Genomic DNA, 18,730 nt, shown 5'->3' on the forward strand with positions numbered 1-18,730 from the left:
ATTAAGAACCGTCGGCGGCGCGGCGCAAGCACGCAATCGCCGGCGCGCGGCGCGCGACGTCCCGCCGACGCGTCAGTCGCGCAGCCGGTCGTCGAATTCGGCGCGCGCCGCCGCGACGCGGGCATGGTTGGCCGCGGCCCATTCCCACAGCCCGCACAGCGCGACGCCCAGGCTCTCGCCCAGATCGGTCAGCCGATAATCGACGCGCGGGGGCACGACCGGATGGACGGTGCGGCGGACAAAGCCGTCGCGCTCCATCTGGCGCAGCGTCTGGGTGAGCATCTTCTGGCTGATCCCCTCGGCCAGCCTGCCGATCCGCGAAAAGCGCAGCTCGCCATGTTCGGCGAGCAGTTCGAGCACCAGCAGCGTCCAGCGGTCGGCGACGCGCTCGATGATCGCGGTGGCAAAGGCGTCGACCTCCGGCGCGCTGTCGGGCCAGGGCCTGGCGCCCACGGGCTGATCGCTCACATCACTCTCCGCCGGGTAACTGGGGCACCGCGAAGTGCCTTCTTCCACGCCCCGAATATCGGCATAAATGACGCGCTGACAACCGCATGAGGACACGGCACATGAAGGTCAGCGACAATTGCATTCTCATCACCGGCGGCGGATCGGGCATCGGCGCGGCGCTGGCGCAGCGGCTGCACGATCGCGGCAACCGCGTCATCGTCGCGGGGCGGCGGCAGGACGCGCTCGACCGGACGATCGCCGGACGCGCGGGGATGACCGCGATGACGCTCGACGTCGACGATCCCGCCGCGATCGCCGATTTCGCACGCCGCGTCGTCGGCGAGCACCCGACGCTCAACGTCCTGATCAACAATGCGGGCATCATGCGGTTCGAACCGCTCGACCGCCGGCGCGAACTGGCCGATGCCGAGGCGACGATCACGACCAACCTGCTCGCGCCGATCCGGCTGACCGACGCGCTGATCGACCATCTGACGGCGCAGGCCGATGCCGCGATCGTCAACGTCACCTCGGGACTGGCGTTCGTGCCGCTGGTGGCGACGCCGACCTATAGCGCGACCAAGGCGGCGCTGCATTCCTATACGGTGTCGCTGCGCGCGGCGCTGGCGGGCCGCGTCGAGGTGATCGAGATCGCGCCGCCCGGGGTACAGACGGCGCTGACGCCGGGACAGGAGACGCGGCCGGGCTATCAGCCGCTCGACGATTTCGTCGACGAGACGATCGCGCTGCTGGCGCAGCAGCCGACCCCGGCCGAGATCCTGGTCGAGCGCGTCCGGCCGCTGCGCCATGCCGAGGCGGCAGGACGCTTCGCCGAGGTGCTGGCGCAGATCAACGCCCCGCGCTGAACCGGGGTTCGCCGGGCCGGGCAGCGGCGGGGGCATCGGGCGGCGGGGAGCACCGCCGCCCGCGCATCGTCAGTTGCCGAGCTGATAGCTGCGGCTGATGCGCAGCCGGACGATGTCGTCGGCCGCGAAGATATAGGTGTGCTCGCCCGAATAGTCGCGGGCGATGATCGCGCCCGGGATCGCCGCGCCGTCGGCGAACCGCGTGTGCCACGCCGCCTTGTAGATCGACAGCGGCCCCCGCGCGCCGAGCAGTTCGATCTCGACCGATCGCCCCTCGGTGCCGTTGAGGAAATCGATCATGTTCTGCGCGATCTCGCGCTTCACTTCGTCCATGAATCCTCCGTTCGCAACTGGGAGAGCGGGCGGATTCGTCCCCGGCGCCGATCCCGCTTCCCCGGCGGCTAGCTTTAGCCGGTGCGTCTCACGATTCGCTTAACGCGGCCGGACCGCGACATGCTTGACCCGCAGCGGCGGCACGGGCACGCCGTCGCCGCGTAACGGAGGGGATGAAATGGCAGGAGGACTGGTCGCGCTGCTCGACGATGTCGCGGCGCTGGCGAAGCTGGCGGCGGCGTCGATCGACGACGTGGCGGGCGCGGCAGGCCAGGCGGGCGTCAAGGCGGCCGGCGTGGTGATCGACGATACGGCGGTGACGCCGCGCTATGTCGTCGGGCTGTCCCCCGACCGCGAGCTGCCGATCATCGCCAAGATCGCGCTGGGATCATTGCGCAACAAGCTGTTGCTGATCCTGCCCGCGGCGCTGGCGCTGAGCGCGCTGGCGCCCTGGGCGATCACGCCGATCCTGATGCTGGGCGGCAGCTATCTGTGCTTCGAGGCGGCGGAGAAGATCGTCGAGGCGCTGTCAGGCGGCCATGCCGCCGAGGAAGTGGCGGCCATTGCCGACCCGGCCGAGCTCGAGGCGCGGCAGGTGAGCGGCGCGATCCGCACCGACTTCATCCTGTCGGCCGAAATCATGGCGATCGCGCTGGCGAGCCTGCCCGAACTGTCGCTGGTGCTGCGCGCGATCGCGCTTGCCGCGGTGGGCGTGGCGATCACCGTCGGCGTCTATGGCGTCGTCGGGCTGATCGTGAAGATCGACGATATCGGGCTGCACCTCAGCCGCAAGCCGTCGGCCGCGGCGCAGGCGACGGGGCGGATGCTGGTGCGCGCGATGCCGGTGCTGCTGGCCGCGCTGTCGCACATCGGCGTGGCGGCGATGGTGTGGGTGGGCGGCGGCATCCTGCTCCACGGGCTCGCGAGCTTCGGGCTCGACACGCTGCCGCACGGCGTCGAGGCGGCGGCCGAGCGCGCGGCGCACGCCCTGCCCGCGATCGGCGGGCTGGTCGCATGGGCAGTCGAGGCGCTGGGCGCGGCGGTGCTGGGCCTGATCGCGGGCGGCGTGATCGTCGGCGCCGTCCACCTGCTGCCCCGGCGCAACCGCGCCGCGCACGGCTGAACGCCCGGCGGGGTTCAGCCCCGCCCCGCCCCCGCGGCATATTCGTCGAGCGCGTGTTCGAAGCTCGACAGCGCGCCGAGCGCCCACAGCCGATGCTGTTCGGCGTCGCGCCCCGCGTCGTCGGCGAAGCCGAGCGCCGCGGCGACATGCGCGCGATAGTCGTTGAGCCGGGCGTGAAGGTCGCCGCGGGGGCCGACGCAGCGGTCGGCAAGATCGCGCAGATCGTTCGCCAGCGTCGCGGCCAGCGCCTGAAGTGCGGCGCGTTCGAAAAAGCTGTTCGCGCGCCGCGCCTCGAGTACCAGATCATTGGCGGCTTCGATGATTTTTTGCGCTGGTTTCAACGAATTGCCCCCCGTTCATTAGACTATCGAAACAAGTTCCGGTGGCGCTTAGCGGGGTGCGGCAGCTTTGTATACCATCGCCCCGTACCAAATCGCACCGGACGGCGGCGCCGGTTGCACCGCGGCGGGACAGCCCGATTCCGTAGAGTTGCGGGCGGGAAACCCCCGGAATCGCGCGCGGCGGCGCCATGGGCTATTCAAGGTTCAGCACGGACATCGTTCCGATTGTGGGCGGGGCATCAAAGCCGGGTGGCACCTCACTCCCTCCGGGGGCCACCCGGCGCCTCGCCGCGCTGCCATTCCCCCTCTTTTTGCGACATCGCGGCACGGCCGCCGGGCGACGCGCCGTTTCGGCCTGCCGCAGCCGCGCCACGGCAGGCCGATGCGCGGGACCGTGCCGGAACAGCGATCATCCCCAAGGGTTCGGTTTGCACGGCCCCTGGAGGATCGACCATGCGCATCTTGCTGCTTTCCGGCACTTTTTTGCTCGCTGCGACGCCGATGGGCGCCGCCGCGCAATCGGCGCCCGGCGCCGCGCCGCCCCCGGCCATGCCCGATGCGGGCGACATGGCCGTGCCGACCGCCGCGCTCCCCTTCCTGACCCAGGCGGGGGCGAGCGACCTGTACGAGATCCAGTCGTCGCAACTGGCGCTGACCAAGGCGAAATCGGCGCCGGTGCGCGCCTTTGCCCAGCAGATGATCGACGACCATCGTGCGACGACGCAGCGGCTGACGCAGGCGGCGACCGGCGCCGGGCTGGTCGCGCCGACGCCCGCGCTGCTGCCCGACCAGGTGGCGATGCTGGCGCAGCTTCGCGAGGCGCCCGCCGACGGTTTCGATGCGCTTTACCTGGACCAGCAGCGGACGGCGCACCGCCGCGCGCTGGCGCTTCACCGCGGCTATGCCGCGCGCGGCGACACCCCCGCGCTGCAACGCGTCGCGGCCGCCGCGGCGCCGATCGTCGCGCAGCATCTGCAGCATGTCGAGAAGCTGGCGCGCTGACCCGCAGCGCGCACGTCGGGAGAACGGACATGGAAACGCGCAGGATCGGGCTGGGCCTCGGGCTGTTTTCGGTGGCGCTGGGCGCGGTGGAAGTGATCGCCGCCCGCCGGATCGCGCGCGGCTTGTCGGCCGGGGCGCATCCGGGCGTCGTCGCCGCGTTCGGTGCGCGCGAACTGGCGGCCGGGGCCGGACTGCTGACGCGTCCGGCCCACCGGGCGATGGTGTGGAACCGTGTCGCGGGCGACGCGATGGATATCGGCGCGCTGGCGCTTGCCGCCCGGCGTGCGCCGCGCAACCGCGCGATATGGGGAGCGCTGGGCTTCGTCGCGGCGGCGACACTGGTCGACGTGCTTGCCGCGCGTCGGCCGCGCGATACCGGCACCGCGCCCGCCGGCCCCGGCGAGGCACGAATCCCCGAACCGGCCCGGGCGATCGGCGCGGACGCGGCGGCACGCGCCGACGCATCCTCCGGCACCGGTGGCGCAACGACGATCGAACCCGCGCACATGCCCGCCACGCAGGCGCCCGCGGTCGCCTGACCCCCCGGCAATGGCCGCGCCGACGCCCCCCGGTCCCCCGCCCCCCAGCCCGGAGGCGCCGCATCGCGACCGGCCGCGCGGCGGCACGGCGCTGCTCATCATCGACATGATCAACGATTTCGACTTCGCCGGGGGCGAGGCGCTACGCCCGCGCGCCGAAGCCGCGGCGGCGGCGATCCTGCGGCTGCGCGACGCGGCCGCGGCGGCGGAAATGCCCGTCGTCTACATCAACGACCATTTCGGCGAATGGCATTCGGAACGCACGCGCATCGTCGAACGCGCGCGGGCCGGCGGCAATCCGCTCGTCGAGCGGCTGCGCCCGCGCGACGACGACTATTTCATCATCAAGCCGCAATTTTCGGGCTTCTATGCCACTAACCTGCCCGTGCTGTTGCCCAAGCTGGGCGTCAGCCGGCTCGTGCTCACCGGCGTCGCGACCGATATCTGCGTGCTGTTCACCGCCGCCGACGCGCATATGCGCGATTATGCGCTGTGGGTGCCTGAGGATGCCGTGGCCGCCGAGGACACGGCACGCGGCGCGGCGGCGCTGTCGATCCTGCGCGAGACGATGGCGGCCGAGACCCGGCCGAGCGACGCGCTGACGCTCGCCGACTGGGGCCGCGCGCTCGACGCGGCGGGCGCGCGATAGGCGGCCGCAGGCGACCGCCACCGCTTTGCGTCTAGCCCTGCCGCGGGTCGCCGCCGCCCGCAGTGGCGTCGTCGTCGAAATCCTCGCCCGGATTGCCGCCGCCGGCCCCGGCGCCGCTGCCCAGCACGGCGCCGGTTTCGGGGTCGATCGCGGCGCGACGACCGGCCTGCGGCGGCAATCCGGTGCGCGTCTCCGGCGCGGCGGGCGAAGCCGGAGCGGGCGTGCCATGGACGCGGCCATGCCCCTGGTCGACCGCGTCCTGCCGTTCGCGCGCGACGTGATAGTCCTGCCCCGAATAGCCGCCGAAGCTGTCAAAGGCGTTGGCCGGATGGGGGCGGCCGGGATCGACGTCCGGGCGACGACGCGTCTCGGGCGCGCGCGGGTCGGAGGGGGGCTGGATGTCGTCGGTCATCGCGGCAAACTCCTTGTCGCGGCAAGAAACGCGACGCGCCGCGACGCCGTTCCGCCGCCGGGCTCAGCCGAAGCTCGTGTCGAGGAACATCATCGCGGCGAGTCCGGCCATCAGCCCGGCCGAAACACGCCCGCCGCCCGCGATCCGCTGATGCGCGTCGGGGATGATGTCGGACGCGACGACATAGACCATCGCTCCTCCCGCGAGCCCGAGCCCCCAGGGGAGGAACGCCGACGCCACGCTGACGATGCTCACCCCGATCAGCCCGGCGACGGGCTCGACCAGCCCCGAGACGGCGGCGGCGAGCACCGCCGGGATACGCGCGATGCCGATACTGGTGAGCGCCAACGCGACCGCGAGCCCTTCGGGGACATTCTGGATGCCGATGCCGAGCGCCGTCATCCGGCCCGCGGCAAGGTCACCGCCGCCGAAGCTGACGCCGACCGCCATGCCTTCGGGGAAATTGTGGAGCGTCACCGCCGCGACGAACAGCCCGACCCGCCGCACGCTCGCCGCCGCGATACCCGGCGGGCCGAGTCCCAGCCGGTCGAGCGGCGGCACCCAGTCGTTGAGCCGCGCGATCGCGAGCGCGCCGAGCAGCACCGCCGCCACCACCTGCGCCGACGCGAGCGTGCGCGACGCCCCCTGCGCCTGCGCCGCCTCGATCGCGGGGAGGATGAGCGAGAAGAACGACGCCGCCAGCATCACCCCGGCGGCAAAGCCGAGCAGCAGATTCTGCTGCGCGTCGCTCGGCCGGCGCATGAACAGCACGGGCACCGCCCCGAGCGCCGTCGCCGCCCCGGCGGCGAGCGATCCGAGCGCGCCTGCAACGATCACCGGGTCCATCCGCCCTCCGCCAAGGCACCACGGCGAGATACCGCGTGCCGTCGCAAACGGATCGCCCCGCCCGCCGTTCCGGTGCCCCGCCCCACGCCGTCGGTTTCAAGGCAAGGAACGGGACGCCGTGCGGCGGCGGCGTGGCTAGCGGTCCGGCTCCACATGAGGGAGTTGAGGCATGAAACTGATCGAGGGCAAGGTCGCCATCATCACCGGCGCGAGTTCGGGCATCGGCGCGGCGGCGGCGCGGCGATTTGCCGCACATGGCGCCGACCTGGTGCTCGTCGCGCGGCGCCGGTCGCAGCTCGACCGGCTGGTCGGCGAGCTGGAGGCGCAGGGCACGCGTGCGGTGGCAGTGGCGGGCGACGTCGTCGATCCTGCGACGCACGACGCCGCGGTCGCGGCGGCGCGAACCGCGTTCGGCCGGCTCGACATCGCGTTCAACAATGCCGGGCTCGTCGGGACGATGGCGCCGCTCGCGGCGATCACCCCCGCGCAATGGAGCGAGGTGCTGGCCGTCAACCTGACCGCCGCATTCCTGGGCGCGCGCGCGCAGATCCCGGCGATGTGCGAACAGGGCGGCGGCGCGCTGGTGTTCACGGGCAGCTTCGTCGGCAACAGCGTGGGGTTGCCGGGCATGAGCGCCTATGCCGCCGCGAAGGCCGGGCTGATGGGGCTGGTGCGCGGCATCACCGCCGATTACGCGGCCGCGGGCATCCGCGCCAACGCGCTGCTTCCCGGCGGCACCGCGACCGAAATGGCGGGCGACGCCGCCCAGCGCGAATGGGCGGCCGGGCTCCACGCGATGAAGCGCATCGCCGATCCCGACGAGATCGCGCAGGCCGCGCTGTTCCTCGCCAGCGACATGGCGAGCTTCGTCACCGGATCGGCGCTGTGGGCCGACGGCGGCAACGCCGCGGTCAAGCTGTAGCGGCGGTGCGGGCGGCGCCCGCGGCGGGCTCAGCTGGGCGACGCCGCCGATCCGGCGAGTAGCCCGCCGTCGAGGTTGATCTCGGCGCCGGTCAGATAGGTCGCCTCGTCCGAGGCGAGCATCACCGCCACCGCCGCCACCTCGTCGGGCGTGCCGAACCGCCGGAGCGGCGTGTCGGCGACCAGCGCGCGCATGCGTTCCTCGCGATCGGGGCCGGTGCCCAGCATCGGCTCCCACATCGGCGTCAGGATCGCGGCGGGGTGGATCGAATTGCACCGGATGCGCCAGCCCTGCTGCGCGCAATAGAGCGCGACGCTCTTGCTGTGGTTGCGCACCGCCGCCTTCGACGACGCATAGGCGGCGGCACCCGGAATGCCGACCAGTCCCGATCGCGACGAGATGTTGATGATCGATCCCGTCCCCGCGCGCTTCATCGCGGCGATGGCATAGCGACAGCCCAGAAAGGTGCCGTCGAGATTGACGCGGTGGACCGCGCGCCAGCCCTCGAGGCTGGCATGTTCGGGATCGTGGCGGCCGGCCCCCGTTTCGAACCCCGTCACCCCGGCATTGTTGACGACGACATCGGCGACGGGGACGGCGCGGGCCAGCCGCTGCCAATCCCCCTCCTCGCGCACGTCGAGCGCGATGAAGGCGCACCCGATCGCCGCGGCGCTCGACGTACCAGCGGCGACGTCGATATCGGTGAGGAAGACGCGGGCGCCTTCCTCGTGAAACCGTGCCGCGATCGCACGGCCGATGCCCCGTGCGGCGCCGGTGACGACGCACGTCTTTCCATTCAGTCCAGGCATGATGTTCCCGTATCCAGATCCAGTCGACGGACCGCGCCGGACGCGGCGCAGTCGGCGTTCAGTCGGTGTCCGCGTTCAGCGGTGACGCTGGATCATCTGGCGGGAACTCCTTGTTTCGCCGCGAGTCTATCGCTGCCGTCCGGCCGGCGCAAGCGCACCGGCCGGACGACGGAACCGGCCCGCCGCAGCCGTCAGTCGCGATCGGCGGGTTCGGGCTGCTTGACGCGGCCGGCGCCGGGACCGGCGCCCAGCTCGGCACCGGTCAGCGGATCGGCATCGGGGTCCGACCGGCCGCGCGCGGCGAGCTGGGCCAGCGCGGCGCGGTCCGACCCGTTCAGCTCGACGCTGGCGCTGCCGTCGCGCCCGTCGATCGGCATCGTCTGTTCGAGGTCGTCGATGCGGTCCCATTGCTCGCCCGAATTCCACGGCCCCTGCATGTCGCCGTCGCCCTGCGACGTGTTCACATAGACATTGGCATATTGCTCCATCCCCGGCAGCTTGCCCGGCGGGAAATTGTCCTCGATCGAATAGAGCGCCTTTTCGAACGATTTCTGGTGCGCGACCTCGCGCGTCATCAGGAAGCCCAGCGCCTCCTTGATGCCCGGATCGTCGGTGATGTTGATCAGGCGTTCATAGACGATCTTCGCCCGCGCCTCGGCCGCGATGTTCGACCGCAGGTCGACCGTCGGTTCGGATCGCGAATCGATATAGGCCGCCGTCCACGGCACGCCCGCCGAATCGATCAGCGCCGGGCCGCCGCCGAACAGCAGCGCTTCCTTGGCGCTCGTCCCCGTCTGGCCCACCATTGCGAACAGCTCGGCCTCGGCCTGCTGCGCCTCGGAAAGCTGCGCCCGCGCGCCCTTGTTGAGCATGGCGACGATCGACCCGATCACCTCCAGATGGCTCAGTTCCTCGGTCGCGATGTCGAGCAGCATGTCGCGGCGGCCGGGATCCTCCTCGCCAAGTCCCTGCGTGAAGTAACGCATCGCCGCGGCAAGCTCACCGTCGGCGCCGCCGAACTGTTCGAGCATCATGCATGCGAGCCGCGGATTGGGTTCGGACACGCGCACCGTGTATTGAAGTCGCTTGTTGTGCATGAACATGGGAAGCACCTCCTGGTTCTTCGCATTCAACCGTGCGGCGAGGATGGCCGTTTCGTGCGCTTCGGCATGAAATGATAAAATCAATCGCGCATCGCCGCGTTCGCGGCGCTTGATCGGTTCAGTCGATCAACGCTGATCTGCATCATTAAACCAGATCATCGTCACGAAGCGGCAATGCCCGGACGCCCACCGGACCACGATCATGCGAAGGGTGACGTTACGGAAACCAGTGCGCGCCACCGATTTAGGTCCGTTTCGTAACAAATTGTTTCTGGAGCGTCATAAACACTTATGTAAGATGCCTTCGCTATCGGAGCGACCATGGCAAAGAAGGGGAGCTTTGCAGGCGCGGCAATGACGCTGCGTCGCGATCGGCGCGGCGCGGTGAGCATCATCGGCGCGTTCGCGCTGGTGGGCGTGATCGGCTTTGCCGCGCTCGCGGTCGACATCAACCGCGGCTATGACCAGCGCGTCACCAACCAGCGCGTCGCCGACATGGCCGCGCTTGCGGCGGCGCTGGCGTACCGCAACAACGGCCAGCCGACGGTGCTACAGCCGACCGCACAGGACATGGCGGTCGCCAACGGGCTGGACGGTGCGACGGTCACCGCCGAGCTGGTCGACAACGTGCCCACCGCGGGCAGCAAGGCCGTCAAGGTCCGCATCGTCAAGCCGGTGCCGATCGCGATCGGCACCGCGCTGGGGCTGCGCGGCAGCTATGACGTCGCCGCGACGGCCTATGCCGCGGTCAGCACCGTCTCGATCGCGCCGCCCTGTTTCCTGTCGCTCGCGGCATCGGGCGTGGGCGTCAGCACCTCGGGCGGGGCGACGATCGACACGCCCGACTGTTCGGTGGCGGCGGTGAGCGCGATCGAGAACAACGGCACGCGCATCGCGGCCAAGAACATCATTTCGGGATCGGGATCGATCACCAACAGCTGGGGCACGCTCACCGCCGACCAGATCCGCTATTCGGGCAGCTTCACCAACCCGTCGTGGAACGGCAACATCCCCTCGGCGGACAAGATCGTGCGGATCGCGACGCCGCTCGCCGACCCGCTGGCCGACAATGCCGACCTTGCCGCGGCGCGCACGCTGCTGGGCACCAGCGTCGCGCCGCGGACGCTGGCCGATCCGGTGACACCCGCGGGCAGCGACTGGATCATCAGCTGGTCGCCATCGGCCAACGTCCAGGGCTTCCGCCAGGGAAACTCGGCAAATTTCGTGATCCCGGCGGGCAATTACACGATCGGACAGCTCTTCATCGACGGCGGGCTCAACGTCCGCTTCGCGAGCGGATCGCGGATCACCGTCGCCAAGGGCATCTGGGTCGGCGGCGGATCGACCGTCGAATTCGGCGATGTCGACCTGAAGGTGAATGGCGGGTTCAACAGCGGGTCGAGCGGCATCCGCTTCGGCAACGGCAGCTTCGCGATCGGCAGCGGCGTCGTCAACCTGGCGGGCACCAACGTGTTCGGCGACGGCGACGTCACGATCAATGCGGGCGTGACGGTCAGCGGCGGGACGACGCTGCGCATCGGCAAGGGCAACCATGCGTTCCAGAGCATCTATGTCGGCGGCGGCAGCTGGATGACGCTGGGCGACGGCGATCTCGACGTGCGGGCGGGAATCAGCATCGCGGGCAGCTCGACGCTGGCGGCGGGCAACGGCGCCTATCGACTGGGCCGCAACGGTGCGGGCAACGCGATCGACCTGTCGGGAAGCGCGGTGATGCTGATGGGCGACGGCAGCTTCAGCGCCGACGGCTCGATCAACACCGCCGGCGGCAGCCGGCTTGTCTTCGGCCGCACGCCCAACCATCTGATCAACGGCAATCTCTCGATCGCGGGCTCGGTGCTGTTCGGCACCAGCCGCTATACCGTCGCGGGCAACTTCACCAACGGCACCGGCGGGACGGTGTGGCCCTATACCTCGCCCGTCACCGGACTCACCTATGGCAACACGCTCGAAGGGGTGAACGTCGCGGGCTATGACATGGCGGGCGTCAACGTGTCGTTCGTGCTGGGCGGCACGGTCAACCTCGCCGGGGGCGCCCGCACGTTGCTGATCGCGCCGTCGACCGGGGTCAGCGGCGGCGCCATCGCCGACCTGTTGATCGACAGCCAGACGAGCAGCGCGACCAACTGGGGCGCGGGGGCGCAGAATGTGTTCGTCGGCGCGGTCCATCTGCCCAATTCGGACCTGACGATGAGCGGCGGCAGCACGACGCTGTCGGCGGGGCAGTGCTTCATGCTGATCGCCAACCGCATCACCGCGACCGGCGGCGCGGCCGCGGGATCGGCTTGCAAGAGCATCACCGGCGGCAGCGCGGGCGGCAGCACCCAGCAGATCCGGCTGGTACGATGATGCGATCGCTCCCCCCATCGCTTGCGGCCCGCCTGCGGAACGACCGGCGCGGCGTCGCCACGACCGAGTTCGCATTGCTGACGGTGTTCTTCTTCTTCACCATCCTCGCCGCGCTCGACATCGCCGGACTGTACATCGCCCGCACCCAGCTCGGCACCGCCGTGGCGGGCGCCGCCAACGCCGCCTTCGCCAACCGCGATGCCGTCAGCTTCGCCAACCTGCCCAGCTTCGTCACCCAGGCGGCGCAGGCCCCGGCAGGAACGCCGGTGACGGTGACGGTCGGCTGCAACGGCGGCACCAACAATTGCACGAACGGCAGCGGCCGCGCCTGCACCTGTCTCGGTCGCGACGGCCGCTATGTCGGCGCGAGTTGCAGCGCGCCCTGTTCGGGCAGCAACATGTCGGCAGGCGCCACGGCGGGCTATTATCTGACGATCCGCGCCAGCTATCCCTATCGTCCCGTGCTGCTGCCGCACGGCATGCTGGGCGATGCGACGGTGACGCAGAGCGCGACGGTGCGGCTGCAATGATCCGATCGCCCGCCCGCCATGCCGTCGCCATGCTCGCCCGTTGCCGCCGCGGCGTCACCGCGGTCGAATTCGCGCTGGTGGCGCCCGTGTTCCTGATGCTGCTGTTCGGGCTGATCGAGGGCGGGCGGATGCTGTGGCTCAAACAGACGCTCAACGAGGTCGCGTTCAGCACCGCGCGCTGCATGTCGGTCGGCACCGACTGCCCCACGCCGGCGCAGCAACAGGCCTATGCCGTTGCGCGCGCGGCCGGTTATGGCGTGACGCTTGCCGCGGCCGACGTCGCCATCGCGGCGAACACGAGTTGCGACGGCAATGCCAATGCCAACCGCATCACCATCACCCGCCGCTTCAACTCGCCCGTCCTGGGGCTGCTGCCGATGCTGCCCACCACGGTTGCCGCGCACGCCTGTTTCCCGACGCTGGGCTGAACGCGGCCGGGGGTCGGCCCCTGCGCGATACCACCCTATCGCGCAGGCCCACGCCGCCGCACCCGCAGGCCCGGCGGCGCGGGAAAGGCCTCCCTTCCCCCTGAGGCGCGGGCGGCTAGCCGCGCCGGATGACAGGGTGATGACGCAGGCGCCTTATTCCGCCCGGGCAAGCTCGGCCGCGCGCCGCCGCGTGCGCGAAAAAATGTCCCAGGCCGCGATGAACATCGCCGCGATCACCGGGCCGATGACGATGCCGTTGAACCCCATGATCTCCAGCCCGCCGAGCGTCGTCACCAGCACCACATAATCGGGCATTCGGGTATCGCGACCGACGAGGATCGGACGCAGCACATTGTCCACCATGCCGATCACGAACAGCCCGCAGAACACGAGGATCAGCCCCTTCACGATCGCCCCGTTGGCAAGCAGCCAGATCGCGACCGGCACCCACACGATGCCCGTTCCGATTGCCGGAAGCAGCGAAAAGGCCGCCATCAGCACGCCCCACAGCAGCGCGGCTTGGATGCCCAGCGCCGCGAAAACCGTGCCGCCGATCGCCCCCTGGACGACCGCGACGACGAGGCTGCCCTTCACCGTCGCGCGCACCACCGCCAGAAACTTGTCGACCAGCGCGTCCCACAATTCGGGCGACAGCGGAACGGCGCCGCGCACCCGCGCCGACAGCGGCTCGGCATCGCGCAGCATGAAGAAGCTGAGATAGAGCATCACGCCGAGTGCAACGACGAACGAAAACGCGCCCTGCCCCACGCTCAGCGCCTGTCGCGCGATGCCCTGGATGCTGTTCATCAGCCCGCTCGTCAGGCGATCGCGCACCGCGCCCAGGTCATCGAGGCCGCTGCGCGCCAGCATCTCGCGCAGGAAATCGGGCAACGCCGCCTGTACCCGGTCGAACACGGCGGCGGCATCGACCTGATCCGGCTGCAGCCGGGCATAGAGGTCGCCGAGCTGATCGACCACCAGCGCGCCCAGGACCAGCGCCGGCACGATCACCGTCGCCACCAGCGTCAGCAACGTCAGCCCGGCGGCCAGATTGGCCCGGCGCGGCATCCGCGCGCGGATCGCGCGATGCAGCGGGGCGAACACCACCGCAGCGATCAGCGCCCACAGGATCGCGCCGAACATCGGCTGCACCACCCAGCCGAAGGCAAGCGTCACGACGACGATGAGCAGAAGAAAGGTGCGGTCTTCGAGGCGGCTGGAACGGGTGGGGAGGCGATCGGGCATCGGCGGGCAATCCATGGTTGAAACGGGCCGGAACGTTGTGGTGGCAATCCCACGCCGCGCGGCGAAAGGAAACCGGGCAGCGACGCCCCGTCAGCGCCGGGCGGCGAGCGTGGCGGCAAGCACCGTCTGCAGCTCCTCGATCCGGAACGGCTTGCGCACCAGCGTGGCGCCGGCGCCTGCGACGCGCTCGATCGCGGCGGTGTCCGAATAGCCGCTGGCAAAGACGATCGGCAGATCGGGCCACCGCTCCCACGCCGCGCGCGCCACCTCCGCACCGTTCATTCCGGGCATGGCGAAATCGAGCACGACAAGATCGGGTCGAACCCGCTCGAGCGCGGCGAGCCCGCTGGGTCCGTCGGCGGCCTGCTCGGCGCGATAGCCCAGCGCTTCGAGCGCATCGACCAGCACGTGCCGCAGGTCGTTGTCGTCGTCGATCACCAGCACCGTCGCGGGCTGCGCCTCGGTCTCGCCCGCGTCGTCGCATGCCTCGGCCTCGCCGTCGGGGACCGCATCGCTGCGCGGCAGGATCAGCCGCACCGTCGTTCCCGCGCCCGGCGCACTGGTGATCCGCGCGATGCCGCCCGCCTGGCGCGCGATGCCATAGACCTGGCTGAGCCCCAGCCCGGTGCCCTTGCCCACGCCCTTGGTCGTGAAAAAGGGATCGAAGGCGCGCGCCGCCGTCTCGGGCGGCATCCCCGCGCCATTGTCGCGCACCGACAGCTCGACATAGTCGCCGGGACCGAGTTCGGGATCTTCCTCGACCACAAGCGGGCGCATCGCGACCGTCACCTCGCCGCCCTCCGCCATCGCGTCGCGCGCGTTGATCGCCAGGTTGAGCACGGCCATTTCGAGCTGGGTCGGATCGGACATCACCGCCAGCCGCGCCCCGTCCAGATCGACGTGCAACCGGATCATCGGGCCGAGCGCGCGTTCGAGCATCGGGCGCATCGCCTCGATCACCGACTGGACGAGAACCGGCTTCAGTTCGATGCGCTGCGCCCGGCTGAACGCCAGCAACTGCCCAGTCAGCTTGGCGCCGCGTTCGGCGATCGTCATTCCATTCTCGGCCCAGCGCTGGACGCGCTCGGCCGAATCGGGGCGGCGGCGGATCAGGTCGAAATTGCCCATGATCGCGGCAAGCAGATTGTTGAAATCATGCGCGATGCCGCCGGTGAGCTGGCCCACCGCCTCCATCTTCTGCGCCTGACGCAGCGCCTCTTCGGCACGGACGCGCGCGGTGACGTCGCGCGCGCTGCCGATGATCCGGCGGATGCTGCCGTCGGGCTCGATCACCGGCACCAGCACGGTGTCCCAGTGGCGCACGCCCGCCGGGAAATCGAGCACCTCGCGATACGAGATCGGATGACGCGCGGCGATCGCCCGGCGGTAATTGGCGGCGACAGCGCTCGCGGCCGGCTCGGGAAGCTGGGCATGGAGCGGCTTGCCGCGGATCGCCGCGGTGCTCAGTCCGGTCGCGGCCTCGTGCGCGGGGTTCAATTCCTCCAGCGTCAGCCCGCCGTCGGCATCCACGCCGACGACGAACAGCGCCTCGGCGGTATTCTCGAAATAGGCGCGGTACATGGCGTCGGCCTCGCGCCGCGCCGCCTCCGCCGCCTCGGCGAGCGCACGCGCCTGGCGCTCGTCCGCATACCGGCGCCGCTCCTCGACATCGAGCAGCACGCCGGGGAAATATCGCGGCGTGCCGTCGGGATCGCGGTCGACGCGGCCATTGGCCTCGATCCAGTAATAGCGGCCGTCGGCGCGGCGCACGCGATACTGATGGGCATAGCGACCGCCCTGCGCGATCGCGGCGTCGATCGCGGCGATCAGCCCGTCGCGATCATCGGGATGGACGTTGCCGATCACCTGCTCGAGACTCAGCCCCTCGCGTCCGAGCGCGGGGTCGATGCCGAAGGCGGCCGCGAACTGTTCGTCGACACTGAACCGATCGCTCGGCAGGTGCCAGAACCAGGTGCCGATGATCGCCCCCGCCTCGTGCGCGAGCTGGATGCGCTCGGCATTGAGCCGTGCCTGCGCTTCGCTTTCGCGCAGCCGGCGCTGCATCAGCACCGCCTCGGTCGTCTCGACGACGATCGCCAGCACCCCCGCGGGCCGACCGCTTTCGTCGAGCACCGGCGAATAGTCGAGGTTCATGAACACCTGCTCGGCCGCGCCGTGGCGATAGAGCGTCAGTTCCTGATCGCGATAGGCCAGTGTCCCGCCGGCCAGTCCCACCTTCATCACATGATCGTTGAAATCGGCGACTTCGGGCCAGCCTTCGCGAACCGGACTGCCGAGCAGTTGCGGATGCCGCCCGCCGGCGAACGCCGAATAGGCGTCGTTATAGAGCATGATGCCCTCGACGCCCCACAGCATGACGATCGGCACGGGCGAACGCAGCAGGATGGCGGTCGCGGTCTTGAGCGACTGGGGCCAGCCGGCGATCGGCCCCAGCGGCGTCCGCGACCAGTCGCGCGCGGCGATCAGCGCCGCACATTCGCCGCCGCCCGCCAGAAAGGCGTTCAGCCCTGCCCCCGTCTCTACCGTCACCCCGGTTTCACCGTGCCCCTGGCCCAACTGGCACCTCCAAGTCGCCCAACCCTGGATCGGCCCCCGCCGGCAGCCTTTGGGTGTAGCGCAACTAAAGGCGCAGGGGAACGGGTTGTTCCGTCACATCAAGGGTTTGTCACGGCGGCGGGCGCGGCCATCACGTCCGGGCAGCGATGGCGCGCAGGATCGCGGCGCCATAGGAAGACTTGGCAAGCGCCATCGCCTGCGTGCGGGCGTTCTCGACGTCGATCAGCCCCAGATGCAGCGCGATTTCCTCAAGGCAGGCGATCTGGATGCCCTGGCGATGCTGGATCGTCCGGACGAATTCCGCGGCTTCGATCAGGCTGTCATGCGTGCCGGTGTCGAGCCACGCAAAGCCCCGCCCCATCTGTTCGACGCGCAACCGCCCGGCGTCGAGATAACGGCGGGCAAGGTCGGTGATCTCCAGTTCGCCGCGCGGCGACGGACGGAGCGCAGCGGCATGATCGGACACGGCGCCGTCGAAGAAATAGAGCCCGGTCATCGCACAGTTCGACCGGGGCACCGGCGGCTTTTCTTCCAGACTGTCGATCCGGCCGTCGGCATCGAAACCGATCACGCCGTAACGCCGCGGATCCTCGACCTGGTAGCCGAAGATCGTCGCCCCGCCCTCCGCCTCGATCCGCGCCGCCGCCTGCCGGCACATTGCGACCAGCCCGTTGCCATAGAAGATGTTGTCGCCGAGGATCATCGCCACGGGCGCGCCCGCGAGCCAGTCTCGGGCCAGCGTGAACGCCTGGGGCAGTCCTTCGGGCCGCGGCTGCACCAGGAAATCGATCGACAGCCCCAGCCGGCTTCCGTCGCCGAAGAGGCGGCGGTAATTGTCGACATAATCGGGGCTGGAGACGATGAGGATCTCGGTGATCCCGGTCAGCATGAGCACCGACAACGGGTAGTAGATCATCGGCTTGTCGTAGACGGGCAGCAACTGCTTGTTCACCACCAGCGTCGCGGGGTGCAGGCGCGTTCCGCTGCCCCCGGCAAGCACGATGCCCTTCATGCGCCGGCTCCCCCGCCCAGTCCGCGGCGGCGCTGCGCATCGCCGTGCGCGTCGAGCCAGTCGCGATGCTCCAGATACCATCTGACGGTCGCTTCCAACCCCGCCTCCAGCGTCCATTGCGGCGACCAGCCGAGCTCGTCCCGGATCCGGGCTGCGTCGATCGCATAGCGCTGGTCATGACCCGGCCGATCGGCGACGAAGGTGATGCGCTCGGCATGGGGGCGGCCGTCCGGACGCGGCGCAAGCCGGTCGAGGATCGTGCACAGCAGCCGCACCAGGTCGATGTTGCGCCGCTCACCGTCGCCGCCGACCGCATAACGCCGGCCGGGAACGCCGGCTTCGAGCACGCGACACAGCGCGCGGACATGATCGTCGACATGCAGCCAGTCGCGCACTTGCAGCCCCTGGCCATAGACGGGAAGCGGCGCACCGGCGAGCGCGCGACCGATCGTCAGCGGGATCAGCTTTTCCGGAAACTGCCACGGACCATAGTTGTTCGAACAGTTGGTGATGAGTACGGGCAGACCATAGCTGTGCCCCCACGCCGCCACGAGATGATCGGACCCGGCCTTGGTCGCCGAGTAGGGCGACCGGGGGTCATAGGCGCTGCCCTCGTCGAACCGCCCGGTGTCGCCGAGCGACCCGAACACCTCGTCGGTCGAGATGTGGTGAAAGCGAAACCGCTCCGCCGCATCGGCCGGCAGGCCGTCGCGCCATGCCCGCGCCGCCTTGAGCATCTGATAGGTGCCGACCAGGTTCGTGGTGACGAACGCATCGGGATCGTCGAGCGACCGGTCGACATGGCTCTCGGCGGCGAGATGCGAGATCCAGTCGGGGCGAAAGTCGGCAAAGGCGCGCGTCAGTGCGTCGCCGTCGCGAATGTCGAGACGCAGGAAACGGAAGCGAGGATTGGCGGAAACCGGCGCCAGCGTCGCCAGCGATCCGGCATAGGTCAGCGCATCGACCACGAGCACCTCGTGCGCGCTGTTTTCGATCAGGTGGCGCACCAGCGCCGAGCCGATGAAACCCGCGCCGCCGCTCACCAGAATACGTTTGGGAGACGCTTCGGGCGCTACCATGCGATTGTCCTCCGGACTGCAACGCCGTTGCGACTAGCCGAAAAGGGTTAACCGCTGCTTTGCCCGCCCGGCCCTGCCACGCCCCTACGTGTCTACA

At 70.1% G+C, this 18,730-nt stretch carries 20 protein-coding genes; 9 read left to right on the forward strand and 11 right to left on the reverse strand.

What is annotated here, in order from left to right; translation table 11 throughout:
* Nucleotides 1–72: 72 nt before the first annotated feature.
* Nucleotides 73–453 carry a winged helix-turn-helix transcriptional regulator gene (locus tag ACT3CF_RS07795; RefSeq protein WP_478421919.1) on the reverse strand — a complete coding sequence of 127 codons (381 nt, stop codon included), beginning with the start codon at nt 451–453 and terminating at the stop codon, nt 73–75.
* A 116-nt stretch (nt 454–569) separates the two neighbouring features.
* On the opposite strand from ACT3CF_RS07795, the gene ACT3CF_RS07800 reads away from it, so the two are divergent.
* Entirely contained in the window at nt 570–1,316 is a 747-nt protein-coding gene (locus ACT3CF_RS07800) for an SDR family oxidoreductase (RefSeq protein WP_478421684.1), read from the forward strand.
* Between the two features lie 69 nt (nt 1,317–1,385).
* Here ACT3CF_RS07800 and ACT3CF_RS07805 read toward each other — a convergent pair whose 3' ends face one another.
* Nucleotides 1,386–1,649: a hypothetical protein gene (locus ACT3CF_RS07805; RefSeq protein ID WP_478421685.1), complete on the reverse strand. Its 264-nt coding sequence runs from the start codon at nt 1,647–1,649 to the stop codon at nt 1,386–1,388.
* A gap of 178 nt (nt 1,650–1,827) precedes the next feature.
* Between ACT3CF_RS07805 and ACT3CF_RS07810 the strand changes: the two genes are divergently transcribed.
* Entirely contained in the window at nt 1,828–2,772 is a 945-nt protein-coding gene (locus tag ACT3CF_RS07810) for a DUF808 domain-containing protein (RefSeq protein ID WP_478421686.1), read from the forward strand.
* 14 nt (nt 2,773–2,786) lie between these two features.
* Here the strand turns inward: ACT3CF_RS07810 and ACT3CF_RS07815 are convergent, their stop codons facing one another.
* Nucleotides 2,787–3,113 (reverse strand): hypothetical protein, encoded by a 327-nt coding sequence (locus tag ACT3CF_RS07815; RefSeq protein WP_478421687.1) that lies wholly within the window; start codon nt 3,111–3,113, stop codon nt 2,787–2,789.
* Between the two features lie 453 nt (nt 3,114–3,566).
* Here ACT3CF_RS07815 and ACT3CF_RS07820 point away from each other — a divergent pair, with 453 nt between their 5' ends.
* The 3 genes from ACT3CF_RS07820 to ACT3CF_RS07830 are packed head-to-tail and all read left to right on the forward strand — an operon-like array spanning nt 3,567 to nt 5,303.
* On the forward strand, nt 3,567–4,115 hold the full coding sequence (locus tag ACT3CF_RS07820) for a DUF4142 domain-containing protein (protein WP_478421688.1): 549 nt from the start codon (nt 3,567–3,569) through the stop codon (nt 4,113–4,115).
* Nucleotides 4,116–4,144: 29 nt separating this feature from the next.
* Nucleotides 4,145–4,654: a hypothetical protein gene (locus ACT3CF_RS07825; RefSeq protein WP_478421689.1), complete on the forward strand. Its 510-nt coding sequence runs from the start codon at nt 4,145–4,147 to the stop codon at nt 4,652–4,654.
* 10 nt (nt 4,655–4,664) lie between these two features.
* The gene (locus ACT3CF_RS07830) at nt 4,665–5,303 is read left to right on the forward strand and encodes a cysteine hydrolase family protein (protein WP_478421690.1); all 639 of its coding nucleotides are present in this window, start codon (nt 4,665–4,667) and stop codon (nt 5,301–5,303) included.
* 31 nt (nt 5,304–5,334) lie between these two features.
* On the opposite strand, the gene ACT3CF_RS07835 is transcribed toward ACT3CF_RS07830, so the two are convergent.
* Nucleotides 5,335–5,715, reverse strand: coding sequence for a hypothetical protein (locus ACT3CF_RS07835; protein ID WP_478421691.1), 381 nt, complete (start codon nt 5,713–5,715; stop codon nt 5,335–5,337).
* A 63-nt stretch (nt 5,716–5,778) separates the two neighbouring features.
* Nucleotides 5,779–6,561: a ZIP family metal transporter gene (locus ACT3CF_RS07840; RefSeq protein WP_478421692.1), complete on the reverse strand. Its 783-nt coding sequence runs from the start codon at nt 6,559–6,561 to the stop codon at nt 5,779–5,781.
* Between the two features lie 169 nt (nt 6,562–6,730).
* Between ACT3CF_RS07840 and ACT3CF_RS07845 the strand changes: the two genes are divergently transcribed.
* Nucleotides 6,731–7,483 (forward strand): SDR family oxidoreductase, encoded by a 753-nt coding sequence (locus ACT3CF_RS07845; RefSeq protein WP_478421693.1) that lies wholly within the window; start codon nt 6,731–6,733, stop codon nt 7,481–7,483.
* A gap of 29 nt (nt 7,484–7,512) precedes the next feature.
* On the opposite strand, the gene ACT3CF_RS07850 is transcribed toward ACT3CF_RS07845, so the two are convergent.
* On the reverse strand, nt 7,513–8,292 hold the full coding sequence (locus ACT3CF_RS07850; RefSeq protein WP_478421694.1) for an SDR family NAD(P)-dependent oxidoreductase: 780 nt from the start codon (nt 8,290–8,292) through the stop codon (nt 7,513–7,515).
* Between the two features lie 191 nt (nt 8,293–8,483).
* Nucleotides 8,484–9,395 (reverse strand): manganese catalase family protein, encoded by a 912-nt coding sequence (locus ACT3CF_RS07855; RefSeq protein WP_478421921.1) that lies wholly within the window; start codon nt 9,393–9,395, stop codon nt 8,484–8,486.
* A gap of 321 nt (nt 9,396–9,716) precedes the next feature.
* On the opposite strand from ACT3CF_RS07855, the gene ACT3CF_RS07860 reads away from it, so the two are divergent.
* Genes ACT3CF_RS07860 through ACT3CF_RS07870 form a run of 3 tightly spaced genes read left to right on the forward strand, consistent with a single transcriptional unit; the run spans nt 9,717 to nt 12,720 of the window.
* Nucleotides 9,717–11,762 (forward strand): hypothetical protein, encoded by a 2,046-nt coding sequence (locus ACT3CF_RS07860; RefSeq protein WP_478421695.1) that lies wholly within the window; start codon nt 9,717–9,719, stop codon nt 11,760–11,762.
* Nucleotides 11,759–12,292: a TadE/TadG family type IV pilus assembly protein gene (locus ACT3CF_RS07865; protein WP_478421696.1), complete on the forward strand. Its 534-nt coding sequence runs from the start codon at nt 11,759–11,761 to the stop codon at nt 12,290–12,292. The genes ACT3CF_RS07860 and ACT3CF_RS07865 overlap by 4 nt, the downstream gene beginning before the upstream one ends.
* Nucleotides 12,289–12,720, forward strand: coding sequence for a TadE/TadG family type IV pilus assembly protein (locus ACT3CF_RS07870; RefSeq protein ID WP_478421697.1), 432 nt, complete (start codon nt 12,289–12,291; stop codon nt 12,718–12,720). Before ACT3CF_RS07865 ends, ACT3CF_RS07870 begins: the two co-directional genes overlap by 4 nt.
* Nucleotides 12,721–12,873: 153 nt before the next feature.
* Here the strand turns inward: ACT3CF_RS07870 and ACT3CF_RS07875 are convergent, their stop codons facing one another.
* From ACT3CF_RS07875 to rfbB, 4 genes are all read right to left on the reverse strand, one after another.
* On the reverse strand, nt 12,874–13,965 hold the full coding sequence (locus ACT3CF_RS07875; protein WP_478421698.1) for an AI-2E family transporter: 1,092 nt from the start codon (nt 13,963–13,965) through the stop codon (nt 12,874–12,876).
* Nucleotides 13,966–14,055: 90 nt separating this feature from the next.
* Nucleotides 14,056–16,542, reverse strand: coding sequence for a hybrid sensor histidine kinase/response regulator (locus ACT3CF_RS07880; protein WP_478421699.1), 2,487 nt, complete (start codon nt 16,540–16,542; stop codon nt 14,056–14,058).
* Nucleotides 16,543–16,672: 130 nt separating this feature from the next.
* Entirely contained in the window at nt 16,673–17,554 is an 882-nt protein-coding gene (rfbA, locus tag ACT3CF_RS07885; protein ID WP_478421700.1) for a glucose-1-phosphate thymidylyltransferase RfbA, read from the reverse strand.
* On the reverse strand, nt 17,551–18,633 hold the full coding sequence (gene rfbB, locus ACT3CF_RS07890; protein WP_478421701.1) for a dTDP-glucose 4,6-dehydratase: 1,083 nt from the start codon (nt 18,631–18,633) through the stop codon (nt 17,551–17,553). Before rfbB ends, rfbA begins: the two co-directional genes overlap by 4 nt.
* Nucleotides 18,634–18,730: the final 97 nt, after the last annotated feature.

Source organism: Sphingomonas chlorellae (assembly GCF_056485145.1).

Bases quoted from the DNA above. Each gene is read 5' to 3' on its own strand.
- ACT3CF_RS07800 (WP_478421684.1), top strand. From the start codon at position 570: ATGAAGGTCAGCGACAATTGCATTCTCATCACCGGCGGCGGATCGGGC.
- ACT3CF_RS07870 (WP_478421697.1), top strand. From the start codon at position 12,289: ATGATCCGATCGCCCGCCCGCCATGCCGTCGCCATGCTCGCCCGTTGC.
- rfbA (WP_478421700.1), bottom strand. From the start codon at position 17,554: ATGAAGGGCATCGTGCTTGCCGGGGGCAGCGGAACGCGCCTGCACCCC.
- ACT3CF_RS07860 (WP_478421695.1), top strand. From the start codon at position 9,717: ATGGCAAAGAAGGGGAGCTTTGCAGGCGCGGCAATGACGCTGCGTCGC.
- rfbB (WP_478421701.1), bottom strand. From the start codon at position 18,633: ATGGTAGCGCCCGAAGCGTCTCCCAAACGTATTCTGGTGAGCGGCGGC.
- ACT3CF_RS07840 (WP_478421692.1), bottom strand. From the start codon at position 6,561: ATGGACCCGGTGATCGTTGCAGGCGCGCTCGGATCGCTCGCCGCCGGG.
- ACT3CF_RS07810 (WP_478421686.1), top strand. From the start codon at position 1,828: ATGGCAGGAGGACTGGTCGCGCTGCTCGACGATGTCGCGGCGCTGGCG.
- ACT3CF_RS07820 (WP_478421688.1), top strand. From the start codon at position 3,567: ATGCGCATCTTGCTGCTTTCCGGCACTTTTTTGCTCGCTGCGACGCCG.
- ACT3CF_RS07855 (WP_478421921.1), bottom strand. From the start codon at position 9,395: ATGTTCATGCACAACAAGCGACTTCAATACACGGTGCGCGTGTCCGAA.
- ACT3CF_RS07825 (WP_478421689.1), top strand. From the start codon at position 4,145: ATGGAAACGCGCAGGATCGGGCTGGGCCTCGGGCTGTTTTCGGTGGCG.
- ACT3CF_RS07865 (WP_478421696.1), top strand. From the start codon at position 11,759: ATGATGCGATCGCTCCCCCCATCGCTTGCGGCCCGCCTGCGGAACGAC.
- ACT3CF_RS07850 (WP_478421694.1), bottom strand. From the start codon at position 8,292: ATGCCTGGACTGAATGGAAAGACGTGCGTCGTCACCGGCGCCGCACGG.
- ACT3CF_RS07845 (WP_478421693.1), top strand. From the start codon at position 6,731: ATGAAACTGATCGAGGGCAAGGTCGCCATCATCACCGGCGCGAGTTCG.
- ACT3CF_RS07835 (WP_478421691.1), bottom strand. From the start codon at position 5,715: ATGACCGACGACATCCAGCCCCCCTCCGACCCGCGCGCGCCCGAGACG.
- ACT3CF_RS07875 (WP_478421698.1), bottom strand. From the start codon at position 13,965: ATGCCCGATCGCCTCCCCACCCGTTCCAGCCGCCTCGAAGACCGCACC.
- ACT3CF_RS07805 (WP_478421685.1), bottom strand. From the start codon at position 1,649: ATGGACGAAGTGAAGCGCGAGATCGCGCAGAACATGATCGATTTCCTC.
- ACT3CF_RS07830 (WP_478421690.1), top strand. From the start codon at position 4,665: ATGGCCGCGCCGACGCCCCCCGGTCCCCCGCCCCCCAGCCCGGAGGCG.